Consider the following 13,967-nt stretch of genomic DNA (forward strand, 5'->3'; position numbering starts at 1 on the left):
TCGCGTCACCCGGCAAAGATACAAGTTACACCGTCACAACCGGCACTCTTGGTGCCAGGGCGCACATCAGTTCATACCCTACCGTTCCCGCCGCGGCCGCCACGTCATCAATTTTGATTTCATTGCCCCACAGCTCGACCGGTGAACCGATGCCCGCCTGCGGGCATGGCGTCAGGTCAACGGCCAGCATATCCATTGAGACGGTCCCCACCGTGCCCGTGCGCACCCCATCCACCCAAACCGGCGTGCCGGTCGGCGCGATACGCGGATAGCCGTCGGCATAACCGCCCGCGACGATGCCAATCCGCTGCTCGCCCTTCGCCCGGAAGCGGCTGCCGTAGCCTACCGTGTCGCCCGCCTTCAGCGTCTGCACGCCGATGATCTCGCTGCGCAGGGTCATGACCGGCCTCAGGCCGCTGTTGGCGATATCCTGCCACTGGCCTGAGGGTGATGCACCGTACAGAACGATCCCCGGACGCACCCAGTTATAGTGGGCTTCAGGATGCCAAAGCGTCGCCGCCGAGTTCGACAGGGAGCGCGGACAATCGAGCCCTTCAGCCGCCTGCTCAATGCGGACCATAGCATCAGCAATGCCGTCCGGTTTTTCCGCATCGGCAAAGTGCGCCATCAGCGTCATTTCACCGACGTTTTTCAGGCCACGCAGCTGCTGCCAGACCGTATGCACCCGCTCGGGCTGGAAGCCCAGGCGGTTCATGCCGCTGTTCACCTTGAGATAAATATCCAGCGGAGCGTGGAGCTTCGCATCCTGAATGGCTTTAATCTGCCAGTTGCTGTGAACGCTGGTGGTCAGGCGATACTTATCCAGCAGCGGCAGATCGTCCGCGTGGAAGAACCCCTCCAGCAGCAGAATAGGCCCTTTCCAGCCGCGTTCGCGCAGCAGGATGGCCTCTTCGAGATTCAGTAACGCAAAACCGTCGGTCGCGCCGAGCGCGCTCCATATACGGTCAATACCGTGGCCGTAGGCGTTTGCCTTGACGACTGACCAGACGCGCGAACCAGGTGCTGCCCGGCGAACAATTTGCAGGTTTTCCTTCAGGGCCTGCAGATCCAGCTGAGCCAGAACAGGACGGGACATGACAACTCCTTAATTATGCGCGCCGTGCAGGTGCTGAGGACGCGATGGCGTAAATCCTGATTGATAGCGCGCAGCACTTAAATCGTCAAACGGAATTGCCGGCGTGCGCCCGGAAATCAGGTCGCTCAGCAGCTGGCCGGAGCCGCAGGCCATCGTCCAGCCGAGCGTGCCGTGTCCGGTATTGGTCCACAGGTTTTTATATGGCGTGCGGCCCACGATCGGCGTGCCGTCCGGGGTCATCGGACGCAGGCCGGTCCAGAACGTCGCCTGTTCCACAAACCCGCCGCGCGGGAAGAGATCGCCCACCACCATCTCCAGCGTTTCACGACGCGGCTGCAGCAGCTCGGTGTTGAAGCCGACAATCTCCGCCATGCCGCCGACGCGAATACGGTTATCGAAGCGGGTAATGGCGATTTTGTAGGTTTCATCCAGGATGGTTGACACAGGCGCCCCGCTCTCCTCTTTCACCGGGATAGTCAATGAGTAGCCCTTGAGCGGGTAGACCGGAATATCAAGGATGCCTTTCAGCATGGCGGTGGAGTAGGAACCAAACGCCATCACGTAGGCATCCGCCTTTATCACCTCGTCGCCGCACTTCACGCCGTAAATTTTTTCGCCTTCCGACAGCAGCTTGTCGACGGAGGTATTAAAGCGGAATTTCACCCCAGCCTGCTCGCACATGTGCGCCAGACGCTGGGTAAAGAGCTGACAGTCGCCGGTTTCGTCATTCGGCAGACGCAGACCGCCGGTCAGCTTGTGGGCCACTTCGGCCAGCGCGGGTTCCACCTGCCCCAGTTGGCTGGCTTCCAGCAGCTGATACGGTACACCGGCATCTTCCAGCACGGCGATATCGCGGGTGGCGTTTTCATACTGTTGCTCGGTGCGGAACAGCTGCAGCGTGCCGCCCTGACGGCCTTCGTACTCGATACCCGTCGACGCGCGCAGGGCTTTGAGGCAGTCACGGCTGTATTCCGCCAGACGCACCATGCGGCCTTTATTTTCCATATAGTGCCGGGTGTCGCAGTTGCGCAGCATCTGCCACATCCACTTCAGCTGGAACTGCGTGCCGTCAAGGCTGATGGCCAGCGGCGCGTGGCGCTGGAACATCCATTTGATTGCCTTCAGCGGCACGCCGGGCGCCGCCCACGGGGCCGCATAGCCAGGAGAGATTTGACCGGCATTTGCCGCACTGGTTTCAAGCGCCGGGCCGGATTCACGATCGATAACGGTAACCTCATGTCCCGCCTGACTTAAATACCAGGCGCTGGTTACGCCAACGACACCACTTCCCAGTATGACAACACGCATAGCCACTCCATTATGAGCAAAAGAACAATCATCTAATTACAGATTGATAACCTAGTTGAAAATATTATTCAACATACGACTTTTTTATGGTGACTTACCTCACACATCCCCCAGCATCAGGGGATAGGGGTAATTTGGGATCTCCTGCTGAGCTTTATTTTTAACCAGCATAAAATTCTGATGGGTGCGCTTTTTTTGCCGTATCAAAAACGGGAAATCGCAAAGAAAAAATTTCTGCGCCAGCACGCTTTTTAACACGTTGATCTATGCTTGAAAGGAGGCTCTCCAGACAGAGAGAGCACCCACAACGAGGGCGCGCTAATGGCTACTATTGATTCCCTGAACAAGGACAACACACGTCTGAGCGATGGACCCGACTGGACCTTCGAGCTGCTGGATGTCTACCTCGCCGAAATCGACCGGGTGGCAAAACTGTATCGCCTGGATACCTATCCCCATCAGATTGAGGTGATTACCTCCGAACAGATGATGGACGCTTACTCCAGCGTCGGGATGCCGATCAACTATCCGCACTGGTCGTTTGGTAAAAAATTCATTGAAACGGAGCGACTGTACAAGCACGGCCAGCAGGGGCTGGCGTATGAGATCGTCATTAACTCCAACCCGTGTATCGCCTATCTGATGGAAGAGAACACCATTACCATGCAGGCGCTGGTGATGGCGCACGCCTGCTACGGCCATAACTCCTTCTTTAAAAATAACTATCTGTTCCGCAGCTGGACGGACGCCAGCTCCATCGTCGATTACCTGATCTTCGCGCGTAAATACATTACCGACTGTGAAGAGCGCTACGGCGTGGACGAGGTAGAGAAGCTGCTCGACTCCTGCCACGCGCTGATGAACTACGGCGTGGACCGCTATAAACGCCCGCAGAAAATCTCTCTGCAGGAGGAGAAAGCCCGGCAGAAAAGCCGCGAGGAGTATCTGCAGAGCCAGGTGAACATGCTGTGGCGCACCCTGCCGAAGCGTGAGGAGGAAAAAACGATTGCCGAAGCGCGTCGTTACCCGTCCGAGCCGCAGGAAAACCTGCTCTATTTTATGGAGAAGAACGCCCCGCTGCTGGAGCCGTGGCAGCGCGAGATTTTGCGTATCGTGCGTAAAGTGAGCCAGTATTTCTATCCGCAGAAACAGACCCAGGTGATGAACGAAGGCTGGGCAACATTCTGGCACTACACCATTCTCAACCATCTGTATGACGAGGGGAAAGTCACCGAGCGGTTCATGATGGAATTCCTCCACAGCCATACTAACGTGGTGTTCCAGCCGCCCTACAACAGCCCGTGGTACAGCGGGATTAACCCGTATGCGCTGGGCTTTGCGATGTTCCAGGATATTAAGCGCATCTGCCAGTCGCCAACGGAAGAGGACAAGTACTGGTTCCCGGATATCGCCGGTTCTGACTGGCTGGAAACGCTGCATTTTGCGATGCGCGACTTTAAGGATGAGAGCTTTATCAGCCAGTTCATGTCGCCGAAGATCATGCGCGATTTCCGCTTCTTCACCGTGCTGGACGATGACCGCAACAACTATCTGGAGATCTCCGCGATCCACAACGAGGAAGGATACCGGGAGATCCGCTCCCGCCTCTCCTCCCAGTACAACCTGAGCAACCTTGAACCCAATATTCAGGTGTGGAACGTGGACCTGCGCGGCGACCGCTCTCTGACGCTGCGCTATATTCCGCACAACCGCGCGCCGCTGGATAAAGGGCGTAAAGAGGTGCTGAAGCACGTGCACCGCCTGTGGGGCTTTGACGTGCAGCTGGAGCAGCAGAATGAGGACGGCAGCGTGGAGCTGCTGGAACGCTGCCCGGCGCGGTTGAATACGCTGTAGTGCCACCGGGCGAAAAAAAACCTCTCGATTGAGAGGTTTTTTATTTCAGCGGCTCTGAATCGCCAAATCGCCCGGCAGCGTTTTCTGCATACGGTGCCAGATTTCACCGGAGTCGTGGCCGTAGCGGCGTACGGTTTCATAAACCTGATCGTGCAGGCCTTCGGTGCAGAGCTTGCTCAGCTTATGGTAGAAGCCCAGCGCCAGACTGCGGGCTTCAGGGTTAGCGAAGTAGTGACGACCAATGCGGGTATAGAGCCCTTTCATACCGTTGAGGATCAGGCCGTAAACCGGGTTGCCAGAGGCAAACGCCAGGCCGCGAAACACGTTGTAATCGAGGGTGGCAAAGGCGTCGGCGTGATCTTCAACTTCATTCGCGCTGGCCAGCACCGCAAGCGCATCTTCAGGATGCTGACGGAAAGCGGTACGAATAAAAATAGTCGCGATGTTGGTGCGCACGGAGAGCAGATTATCAATCAGCTGCGGCACGCTTTCGTGGTCGAGGCGCGCCAGCGTTTCAAGAATGTTCAGCCCCGAGGTTTCCCAGAAGTTGTTTACCTTTGTTGGCTTGCCGTGCTGGATCGTCAACCATCCATCACGCGCCAGTCGCTGAAGCACTTCACGCAGCGTGGTGCGAGTGACGCCAATCAGTTCAGAGAGTTCGCGTTCAGCCGGAAGAATGGACCCCGCAGGGAAACGATTATTCCAGATGCTTTCAATGATGTACTCTTCCGCGAAACCCGCCGGGCTCTGCGCCTTAATGACCATAGTGAGATTTCCATTACACAGCTTTTTGCAAATTGGACTCATCATACCAGAGGCGTGCAACGGCAGGTAGCGCGGCAAAGTGAGAAAAGAGGGATCGCCGTTTCATTTTTGTGAAATTTACAATGCGGTCTTATCCGCCTCCGGGCCGCGATTTTTGCGTATACTGATGTTTTGTATTACTTAACGGGAAGGACGTCTGTTGTGGAAATTTCTTTTGGGCGCGCGCTGTGGCGCAATTTTTTAGGTCATTCTCCTGACTGGTACAAACTGATACTGCTGGTTTTCCTGGTCGTTAATCCCATCATTTTTAGCGTGGATCCGTTTATCGCCGGGTGGCTGCTGGTGGCAGAATTTATCTTCACCCTGGCCATGGCGCTGAAGTGTTATCCCCTGCTGCCCGGCGGTTTGCTGGCATTTGAAGCCGTTGTCATCGGCATGACGTCCGCAGAGCATGTAAAAGCAGAGCTGGCCTCCAATCTGGAAGTGCTCCTGCTGCTCATTTTTATGGTGGCCGGTATCTACTTTATGAAACAGCTGCTGCTGTTTATCTTTACCCGCCTGCTGCTGAGCATTACGTCAAAAACGATCCTCTCGCTGGCGTTTTGCCTTGCCGCCGCCTTTCTGTCGGCCTTCCTGGATGCGCTCACCGTTGTCGCGGTGGTGATCAGCGTCGCCGTCGGATTTTACGGCATTTATCACCGCGTGGCCTCCTCTCGCCCAAGTGAGGATTTACAGGACGATAGCCACGTCGAGGCGCATAACCGCGACGTGCTGGAACAGTTCCGCGCGTTTCTGCGCAGCCTGATGATGCACGCAGGGGTCGGTACGGCGCTGGGCGGCGTGATGACCATGGTGGGCGAGCCGCAAAACCTGATCATCGCGAAAGCGGCTGAATGGCATTTTGGCGAGTTTTTCCTGCGCATGGCCCCCGTCAGCGTGCCTGTGCTGGTCTGCGGGTTAGCGACCTGCATTCTGGTCGAAAAATTCAGGCTGTTCGGCTACGGCGCACAGCTGCCTGAACCGGTCCGCAAAGAACTGCATAAATTTGACGAGCAGAGCCGCAAACAGCGTACGCGCCAGGAGACGCTGCGTCTGATTGCGCAGGGGATCATCGGCATCTGGCTTATCGCCGCGCTGGCGTTGCATCTTGCCGAAGTCGGGTTGATTGGCCTCTCCGTCATTATACTTGCCACCACCTTTAGCGGAGTTACGGACGAACATGCTATTGGTAAAGCCTTTACCGAAGCCCTGCCGTTTACCGCGCTGCTGGCGGTCTTTTTTGCGGTCGTGGCGGTGATTATTGACCAACACCTTTTCGCACCGATTATCGCGTTTGTGCTTCAGGCCTCGCCGGACTCGCAGCTTACGCTGTTCTATCTCTTTAACGGTCTGTTGTCCTCTATTTCCGATAACGTCTTTGTCGGGACGGTGTATATCAATGAGGCCAAAGCGGCGATGGAGCAAGGGATCGTCAGTACCGGGCAGTTCGACCTGCTGGCGGTAGCCATCAACACCGGAACAAACCTGCCCTCCGTTGCAACACCTAACGGCCAGGCGGCATTTCTCTTCCTGCTGACCTCGGCGCTGGCACCGCTCATACGACTTTCTTATGGAAGAATGGTCTGGATGGCGCTGCCGTACACGCTGGTGCTCACCGTTGTTGGTTTGCTGTGCATCAAAATTACTCTCGTTCCCTGTACGCAATGGCTGCTACAAGCGGGTATACTTGCGGCGCATTAAAATTCGTTTACACTGCGCTTTCTAAGCATGTTCCAGGGAAATGATTATGTTGAGATTTTTAAACCAGTGCTCCCGCGGTCGCGGAGCGTGGTTGTTGATGGCCCTGACCGCCTTTGCGCTGGAAATGGTTGCGCTGTGGTTCCAGCACGTGATGGGACTCAAGCCCTGCGTGCTGTGCATCTACGAGCGCTGCGCGCTGTTCGGCATTATGGGTGCAGGCCTGGTGGGCGCAATTGCCCCAAAAACGCCGTTGCGCTATGTGGGTATTGCCATCTGGCTGTACAGCGCCTGGAAAGGGATTGAGCTTTCCTGGCAGCACACCATGATGCAGCTGCATCCGTCACCGTTTATGACCTGTGATTTCGCCGCCCGTTTCCCGAGCTGGCTGCCGCTGGATAAGTGGCTTCCGCAGGTGTTTGTCGCATCCGGTGACTGCTCCGTACGTCAGTGGGAATTCCTGACGCTGGAGATGCCGCAGTGGCTGGTGGGCATTTTTGTGGCCTACTTCGTCGTGGCGCTGCTGGTGCTGATCGCTCAGCCGTTCAAACCGAAGAAACGCGATTTGTTTGGAAGGTAAAAGCAAAAACCCGCCACGGCGGGTTTTTTATTATCACCGATTAGGGTGATTCATGATGTGATCTTCCCAGTCCCGTACCTCGGACTCCTTCACCGCAATGTGGCGTACCGAGATACGCTCGCCGTGCATCGCCGCTTTTGAACCGGTCAGCAGAGGATGCCAGGCCGGTAGATCTTTCCCTTCCGCCAGCAGGCGATACGCGCAGGTGTGCGGCAGCCACTCAAAAGTCGGCAGATTTTCACGGGTGAGCTTGATGCAGTCCGGCTCGAACTCAAAGCGGCGTTCGTAGTTGCGGCACTGGCAGGTTTTAATGTTCAGCTGCCTGCAGGCGACGTTGGTGAAATAGATCTCATCGGAGTCTTCATCCATCAGCTTGTGCAGGCAGCACTGCCCGCAGCCGTCGCACAACGATTCCCACTCCGCGTCGGTCATTTGGTCAAGAGTTTTGCTTTGCCAGAAAGGAATGTCGTTCATCAGGATGTCCACACGTCAAAAGAAAGCGCACCTTATAACGAGTCTGGCACGTGGTTGCAAGTTTTGCCGCCCTTTGCAGGCGGCAAGATGCGGTTACAGCACGCGGGTTTTTAGCGACAGACCGTTAAAACCGACCTCAAGCTCATCGCCGCTGGCGAGCGGGCCCACACCTTCCGGTGTGCCGGTGAGGATCACATCGCCCGGCTTCAGGGTGAAGAAACGGCTCATGTAGGCGATCAGCGGCACGATCTTGTGGATCATATCTGCCGTGGTGCCCTGCTGGCGGATCTCGCCGTTAACCTTCAGGCTGAGCGGAGTGTCCTGCGGATCGTTGGTAAATTCATTCACCGGAACAAACCCTGAAATCGGACATGCGTTATCAAAGCCTTTGGCTTTTTCCCACGGCTGCCCTGCCTTCTTCATTTTGCCCTGCACGTCGCGCAGGGTCAGATCCAGCGCCACGCCGTAGCCGGCAATCGCTTTCTCGACATGCTCTTCGGAAGCCTGGCGCAGCGTGGCGCCGATCAGCACGGCAAGCTCTACTTCGTGATGCACCGACCCCAGCCCCTGCGGCAGCGCCAGCGGCTGGCGGATGTCACATAGCGCCGTCTCGGGCTTAATAAACAGGACCGGCTCTTCTGGGGTTGCGCTGCCCATCTCCTGAATATGCTTCGCATAGTTGCTGCCCACGCAGACCACTTTGCTGACGGGATAATCCAGTAATGCACCTTGCCAGTTATGATGTTGATACATGCTCGACCCCTAATCGGTTGATGTGTTATGCCCGAAAACAGCTGAGGCTATTTTTTCCCGAACGCCTCGAGGTGCTGTTTTAATAAATTCTCAGGCGGCGGTGGAAGCTGTAAATAATAGCCCTGCTCGGCTAATGCCGTTTTCACTTTTTCCAGATCGGCATTCACCAGTTTCTTACGGCCATCCAGCGGCAGCAGCATCGCCAGCTGTGGTCGGCCAAAGCTCTTCATTAATTCTTCCGGCACGCTTGAAAAATCGTCTTTCTTTTCGACATAAAGATAGGTCTGGTCACGGCTTGTACTTCTGTAGATCACACAAAACATGTTTTTACTCTGAATTAATGGGTGGTTGCTTGCCTCAATATACTCCTGACTATAACATGCCTGATACTCTTCGGAATATCGCAGCGAATGGTTGCGGTTAATAGCAAATTGAGTAAGGCCAGGATGTCAAACACGCCCATCGAGCTTAAAGGCAGTAGCTTCACCTTATCAGTGGTTCATTTGCATGATGCAAAACCCGAGGTTATTCGTCAGGCGTTAGAAGACAAAATCGCCCAGGCTCCCGCCTTTCTGAAGCACGCCCCCGTCGTCATCAACGTCAGCGGTCTTGAGGCGCCGGTTAACTGGACACGTCTCCAGCAGGCGGTCTCCTCTACCGGGCTGCGTATTGTCGGCATCAGCGGCTGCAAAGATCCCGAGCTGAAAGCGGAAATCGACCGTGCGGGGCTGCCGCTTCTTAATGAAGGCAAAGAAAAAACCCCACGTGCAGCACCCGCTGCCGTACAAACGCCCCCTCCTGCGGCGCAAAACGTTACCGCTCTCACAAAAACGCGAATGATTGATGTGCCGGTTCGTTCCGGTCAGCGCATTTATGCGCCAAACTGTGATCTAATTGTTACAAGCCACGTCAGCGCTGGCGCAGAGCTTATTGCAGATGGCAATATTCACGTTTACGGTATGATGCGTGGACGTGCGCTCGCGGGCGCAAGTGGCGATCGGGACGCGCAAATATTTTGTACTCACCTGACGGCGGAACTGGTGTCCATCGCAGGTGAATATTGGCTGAGCGACAAGATCCCAGCCGAATTTTATGGCAAAGCGGCTCGCCTGCTTCTGGCAGACGACGCGTTGACCGTTCAACCGTTGAATTAATCCCTTTTTAACAAGGAATTTCTATGGCACGCATTATTGTTGTTACTTCGGGTAAAGGAGGCGTTGGCAAGACCACCTCCAGCGCGGCCATCGCTACTGGTTTGGCCCAGAAGGGAAAGAAAACCGTCGTTATCGACTTCGATATCGGTCTGCGTAACCTCGACCTCATCATGGGATGTGAGCGTCGCGTCGTATATGACTTCGTGAACGTCATTCAGGGCGATGCCACGCTGAACCAGGCGCTGATTAAAGACAAGCGCACCGAGAACCTCTTCATTCTTCCGGCTTCTCAGACGCGTGATAAAGATGCCCTGACCCGTGAAGGCGTGGAAAAGGTGCTCGACGAGCTGAAAAAAATGGAGTTCGACTTCATCGTCTGTGACTCCCCTGCCGGCATCGAAACCGGTGCCCTGATGGCGCTCTACTTTGCTGATGAAGCGATCATCACCACCAACCCGGAAGTCTCCTCCGTGCGTGACTCGGACCGTATTCTCGGTATTCTGGCCTCCAAATCCCGCCGTGCGGAAAATGGACAGGATCCGATCAAAGAGCACCTGCTGCTGACCCGCTATAACCCGGGTCGCGTAAACAAAGGTGACATGCTAAGCATGGAAGACGTGCTGGAGATCCTGCGCATTAAACTGGTTGGCGTTATCCCGGAAGACCAGTCCGTGTTACGCGCCTCTAACCAGGGCGAGCCCGTGATCCTTGATACAACGGCAGATGCAGGTAAAGCTTACGCCGATACCGTTGACCGTCTGCTGGGAGAAGAACGTCCTTTCCGCTTCATTGAAGAAGAGAAGAAAGGTTTCCTCAAACGCCTGTTCGGAGGATAAGTTATGGCATTACTGGACTTTTTTCTCTCGCGGAAAAAAAGCACCGCCAACATCGCAAAAGAACGCCTGCAAATTATCGTTGCGGAGCGTCGTCGTAGCGACGCCGAGCCTCACTACCTGCCGCAGCTGCGCAAGGACATCCTGGAAGTGATCTGTAAGTATGTGCAGATTGACCCGGAGATGGTCACCGTACAGCTGGAGCAAAAAGACGGGGATATTTCGATTCTGGAGCTGAACGTAACGCTTCCGGAAGCGGAAGAGTCGCGTCCGTAGGTTCCTGGTGTCGTAGCCCCGGTAAGCGCAGCGCCACCGGGGGGAATATGCCGGGTATATCGCCCGGCATATTTTTATCGCGGATAACCTTCCAGCAAGGTATTCAGGCGATCGGCCATCAATACCCCGCGCCAGCCAGCCATCAGTTCCGGCACGCCATTCTGCGGTTTCAGCTTCCAGTGCCAGTTCAGCAGCTGGTTAATCTGTCTGCGTGACGCCAGCAGTTCAGCGCTCAGCTTGCTTTCCGTTGCGACATCCTGCACCAGCGCTTTGATATCCTTGAATGCTTTACGATAGCCCGGCATATCCATGAGATTCAGCAGCGTCTCAGGCAGTGCATCCTCCGGCAGCGCCTGCGCTTTGGCGACCAGCGCCAGCAGGGTTTTACCATGGAAACGGATCTCGCTGCCGGAAAGGCCAATGCTGTCCAGTTCGCCCAGGCTGCCCGGCATATAGCGCGCGACCGCCCAGAGATGCTCTTCACGCACCACAAAATTCACGGCCAGATCGCGCTCGCGCGCTTTACGCAAACGCCAGTCCGCTAACAGCTGCAGGCAGGCCAGCTGACGCGTGCGAAGCTGCCAGGCGTTGGTGATATCACGCCAGGCCTCTTTCGGGTCAACCACTTCCTGGCGACGCTGCTGCGTCATACGGCACTCGTCCAGCGCGGCAGACAGCCAGCCGGAGGCTTCCGCCTCTTTCATCAGCTGTCCGGCAATCGGCAGTAGGTAAAACACGTCTGCCGCCGCATATTCCAGCTGACGCTCGGTAAGCGGACGGGCCAGCCAGTCGGTACGGGATTCACTTTTATCCAGCGTCAGGCCCGTGTACTCCTCCACCATGGCGGCAAAGCCCCACGACAGCGGACGACCGCTGAACGCCGCGAGGATCTGCGTATCAATCAGCGGCTGAGGCATGATGCCAAAGGTGTTAAGAAAGACTTCCAGATCTTCACTGCCCGCGTGCAGATATTTCGTTACCGCAGTATCCAGCAGCAGGTCACGCATCGGCGCCCAGTCGGTAATGCCGAGCGGATCGATCAGCGAGACGTGCTTACCGTCGTACATCTGTATCAAACCCAGCTGTGGATAATAGGTGCGAGTACGGACAAACTCGGTATCCAGAGCGATGGCAGGAAAGTCGCGCGTCACTTCGCACAGCGAAGCCAGCTCGTCGTTGGTCGTGATCATCTGGTAATTCAAATCGGATTCTCTTTTGTTTGCGCCCATAAAAAACGCCGGCTTAACCGGCGTCTGGGCGATTAACGTGAAGCTCAGGCCTTATTGTCTACTTTGGCACGGGCTTCGTCACGTAATTCTCGTCGTAATATCTTCCCGACGTTGGATTTCGGCAACTCATCGCGGAATTCCACCAGCTTCGGCACTTTATAGCCCGTCAGCTGACGGCGACAAAACGTTATCAGCGCTTCCTCGGTAAGAGAAGGATCTTTCTTGACCACAAATATCTTCACCGCTTCACCGCTGCTGCCGGAAGGAACGCCCACCGCCGCCACTTCCAGCACGCCGCTGTGCTGCATCACCACGTCTTCGATTTCGTTCGGATAGACGTTGAAGCCGGAGACCAGGATCATATCTTTTTTGCGATCGACGATGCGCAGGAAGCCTTCGTCATCCATCACCGCAATATCGCCGGTGTGAAGCCAGCCGTCTTTAATGATTTCGTCGGTCGCATCAGGGCGCTGCCAGTAACCCAGCATTACCTGCGGCCCTCTGACGCACAGTTCGCCCGGCTCGCCGTGAGGCACTTCGTTATCCTCATCATCCACAAGCTTTGCTTCCGTCGACGGGACCGGCAGGCCGATGCTGCCGCTGTGGTAGTCGATATCGTGCGGGTTGACGCTCACCAGCGGGGCACATTCCGTCAGGCCGTAACCTTCCAGCAGATATTGCCCGGTTAGTTTCACCCAGCGCTCGGCCACCGCCTGCTGAACCGGCATGCCGCCGCCCGCGGAGAGATGCAGCGTGGAGAAATCAAGCTGCTGGAACTCTTTGTTGTTGAGCAGCGCGTTAAACAGGGTGTTCACCCCGGTCATGGCGGTAAACGGGTATTTTGCCAGCTCTTTCACCAGACCCGGGATATCGCGCGGGTTGGTGATCAATACGTTTTGCCCGCCCAGCTCGATAAATAGCAGGCAGTTCATGGTCAGCGCGAAGATGTGATACAGCGGCAGCGCGGTGATTACCAGCTCTTTACCCGGATACAGCAGCGGCCCGTAGGTGGCATTAACCTGCTCAAGGTTCGCCAGCATGTTGCGGTGGGTCAGCATCGCCCCTTTGGCCACGCCGGTGGTGCCGCCCGTGTATTGCAGGAAGGCCAGGTCTTCGGAGACAACTTCAGGCTTGACGTACTGCATGCGATAGCCCGCATGCAGCGCGCGGCGGAAGGAGATAGCATCCGGCAGATGGTATTTTGGTACCAGACGTTTGACGTATTTAACGACAAAGTTAACCAGCGTCCCTTTGGCGGTGGAAAGCTGATCGCCCATGCGCGTCAGGATGACATGCTTCACCTGGGTTTTGTCGACCACTTTTTCCAGGGTATGGGCAAAGTTAGAAACAATGACAATCGCCACCGCCCCGCTGTCGTTCAGCTGATGTTCCAGCTCGCGCGGCGTGTAAAGCGGGTTAACGTTGACCACAATCATCCCGGCACGCAGGATGCCAAACAGCGCCACCGGGTATTGCAGCAGGTTCGGCATCATCAGCGCGACGCGATCCCCTTTTTGCAGCCCAAGTCCTTCCTGCAGATAAGCCGCAAACGCCCGGCTACGCTCCTCAAGCTTACGGAACGTCATCACCTCGCCCATATTCACAAACGCGGGCTGGTCTGCGTAACGTCTTACCGAGTGCTCAAATAATTCCACCAGGGATTGATAACGGTCAGGATTGATCTCCGCAGGCACATCTGCGGGATAACGGTTAAGCCAAACCTTTTGCAATGCATCACCTCTGAAATGAGTGTTCGTCGTCATCACAGCCCCGATAATAAACAGTTTGTTAACATTATATTAACTCAGCGTACCAGTTTATTAATTGTTCAGATTGCAGGTTGCGAAGCGCGTCACTCTTTTTTTTCGTTTTATCCGTAAAAAAACAGAGACAGCGGCTGAGCCGCTG

14 protein-coding genes are annotated in these 13,967 nt (G+C 55.8%); 6 read left to right on the forward strand and 8 right to left on the reverse strand.

Annotated elements, in window-relative coordinates; translation table 11 throughout:
• Positions 1–25 precede the first annotated feature (25 nt).
• A complete protein-coding gene (gene dadX / locus IM273_RS04390; protein ID WP_028013513.1) occupies positions 26–1,096 on the reverse strand; it encodes a catabolic alanine racemase DadX in 1,071 nt (356 codons plus the stop codon).
• A 9-nt stretch (positions 1,097–1,105) separates the two neighbouring features.
• Complete coding sequence (locus tag IM273_RS04395) at positions 1,106–2,404, reverse strand: D-amino acid dehydrogenase (protein ID WP_049138818.1); 1,299 nt, start codon at positions 2,402–2,404, stop codon at positions 1,106–1,108.
• 321 nt (positions 2,405–2,725) lie between these two features.
• Here IM273_RS04395 and IM273_RS04400 point away from each other — a divergent pair, with 321 nt between their 5' ends.
• A complete protein-coding gene (locus tag IM273_RS04400) occupies positions 2,726–4,258 on the forward strand; it encodes a SpoVR family protein (protein WP_023293929.1) in 1,533 nt (510 codons plus the stop codon).
• Positions 4,259–4,303: 45 nt separating this feature from the next.
• Here IM273_RS04400 and fadR read toward each other — a convergent pair whose 3' ends face one another.
• On the reverse strand, positions 4,304–5,023 hold the full coding sequence (fadR, locus tag IM273_RS04405; protein ID WP_028013515.1) for a fatty acid metabolism transcriptional regulator FadR: 720 nt from the start codon (positions 5,021–5,023) through the stop codon (positions 4,304–4,306).
• A gap of 201 nt (positions 5,024–5,224) precedes the next feature.
• Here fadR and nhaB point away from each other — a divergent pair, with 201 nt between their 5' ends.
• On the forward strand, positions 5,225–6,763 hold the full coding sequence (gene nhaB / locus IM273_RS04410; RefSeq protein ID WP_028013516.1) for a sodium/proton antiporter NhaB: 1,539 nt from the start codon (positions 5,225–5,227) through the stop codon (positions 6,761–6,763).
• A 46-nt stretch (positions 6,764–6,809) separates the two neighbouring features.
• Positions 6,810–7,340 (forward strand): disulfide bond formation protein DsbB, encoded by a 531-nt coding sequence (gene dsbB, locus IM273_RS04415; RefSeq protein ID WP_028013517.1) that lies wholly within the window; start codon positions 6,810–6,812, stop codon positions 7,338–7,340.
• A gap of 33 nt (positions 7,341–7,373) precedes the next feature.
• Here the strand turns inward: dsbB and IM273_RS04420 are convergent, their stop codons facing one another.
• From IM273_RS04420 to IM273_RS04430, 3 genes are all read right to left on the reverse strand, one after another.
• Positions 7,374–7,814 (reverse strand): YcgN family cysteine cluster protein, encoded by a 441-nt coding sequence (locus IM273_RS04420; RefSeq protein ID WP_028013518.1) that lies wholly within the window; start codon positions 7,812–7,814, stop codon positions 7,374–7,376.
• 93 nt (positions 7,815–7,907) lie between these two features.
• Complete coding sequence (locus tag IM273_RS04425) at positions 7,908–8,567, reverse strand: fumarylacetoacetate hydrolase family protein (protein WP_028013519.1); 660 nt, start codon at positions 8,565–8,567, stop codon at positions 7,908–7,910.
• Positions 8,568–8,614: 47 nt separating this feature from the next.
• Positions 8,615–8,890, reverse strand: a complete 276-nt coding sequence (locus IM273_RS04430; RefSeq protein WP_193051400.1) for a YcgL domain-containing protein — start codon at positions 8,888–8,890, stop codon at positions 8,615–8,617.
• A gap of 123 nt (positions 8,891–9,013) precedes the next feature.
• Between IM273_RS04430 and minC the strand changes: the two genes are divergently transcribed.
• The 3 genes from minC to minE are packed head-to-tail and all read left to right on the forward strand — an operon-like array spanning position 9,014 to position 10,830.
• Positions 9,014–9,721: a septum site-determining protein MinC gene (minC, locus tag IM273_RS04435; RefSeq protein WP_028013521.1), complete on the forward strand. Its 708-nt coding sequence runs from the start codon at positions 9,014–9,016 to the stop codon at positions 9,719–9,721.
• Positions 9,722–9,744: 23 nt separating this feature from the next.
• Positions 9,745–10,557, forward strand: coding sequence for a septum site-determining protein MinD (minD, locus tag IM273_RS04440; protein WP_028013522.1), 813 nt, complete (start codon positions 9,745–9,747; stop codon positions 10,555–10,557).
• A gap of 3 nt (positions 10,558–10,560) precedes the next feature.
• Positions 10,561–10,830: a cell division topological specificity factor MinE gene (minE, locus tag IM273_RS04445; protein ID WP_010432714.1), complete on the forward strand. Its 270-nt coding sequence runs from the start codon at positions 10,561–10,563 to the stop codon at positions 10,828–10,830.
• A 74-nt stretch (positions 10,831–10,904) separates the two neighbouring features.
• Here the strand turns inward: minE and rnd are convergent, their stop codons facing one another.
• Positions 10,905–12,032 carry a ribonuclease D gene (gene rnd, locus IM273_RS04450; RefSeq protein WP_028013523.1) on the reverse strand — a complete coding sequence of 376 codons (1,128 nt, stop codon included), beginning with the start codon at positions 12,030–12,032 and terminating at the stop codon, positions 10,905–10,907.
• Positions 12,033–12,103: 71 nt separating this feature from the next.
• Complete coding sequence (gene fadD / locus IM273_RS04455; protein ID WP_193051403.1) at positions 12,104–13,789, reverse strand: long-chain-fatty-acid--CoA ligase FadD; 1,686 nt, start codon at positions 13,787–13,789, stop codon at positions 12,104–12,106.
• Between the last annotated feature and the right edge of the window lie 178 nt (positions 13,790–13,967).

Origin of the sequence: Enterobacter cloacae complex sp. P13B (assembly GCF_014895915.1) — a bacterium.
Lineage (GTDB): Bacteria > Pseudomonadota > Gammaproteobacteria > Enterobacterales > Enterobacteriaceae > Enterobacter > Enterobacter bugandensis.

Excerpts from the sequence above, each read along its gene's own strand:
- dadX (WP_028013513.1), bottom strand. The coding sequence starts at position 1,096 with ATGTCCCGTCCTGTTCTGGCTCAGCTGGATCTGCAGGCCCTGAAGGAA.
- IM273_RS04395 (WP_049138818.1), bottom strand. The coding sequence starts at position 2,404 with ATGCGTGTTGTCATACTGGGAAGTGGTGTCGTTGGCGTAACCAGCGCC.
- IM273_RS04400 (WP_023293929.1), top strand. The coding sequence starts at position 2,726 with ATGGCTACTATTGATTCCCTGAACAAGGACAACACACGTCTGAGCGAT.
- fadR (WP_028013515.1), bottom strand. The coding sequence starts at position 5,023 with ATGGTCATTAAGGCGCAGAGCCCGGCGGGTTTCGCGGAAGAGTACATC.
- dsbB (WP_028013517.1), top strand. The coding sequence starts at position 6,810 with ATGTTGAGATTTTTAAACCAGTGCTCCCGCGGTCGCGGAGCGTGGTTG.
- IM273_RS04420 (WP_028013518.1), bottom strand. The coding sequence starts at position 7,814 with ATGAACGACATTCCTTTCTGGCAAAGCAAAACTCTTGACCAAATGACC.
- IM273_RS04425 (WP_028013519.1), bottom strand. The coding sequence starts at position 8,567 with ATGTATCAACATCATAACTGGCAAGGTGCATTACTGGATTATCCCGTC.
- IM273_RS04430 (WP_193051400.1), bottom strand. The coding sequence starts at position 8,890 with ATGTTTTGTGTGATCTACAGAAGTACAAGCCGTGACCAGACCTATCTT.
- minC (WP_028013521.1), top strand. The coding sequence starts at position 9,014 with ATGTCAAACACGCCCATCGAGCTTAAAGGCAGTAGCTTCACCTTATCA.
- minD (WP_028013522.1), top strand. The coding sequence starts at position 9,745 with ATGGCACGCATTATTGTTGTTACTTCGGGTAAAGGAGGCGTTGGCAAG.
- minE (WP_010432714.1), top strand. The coding sequence starts at position 10,561 with ATGGCATTACTGGACTTTTTTCTCTCGCGGAAAAAAAGCACCGCCAAC.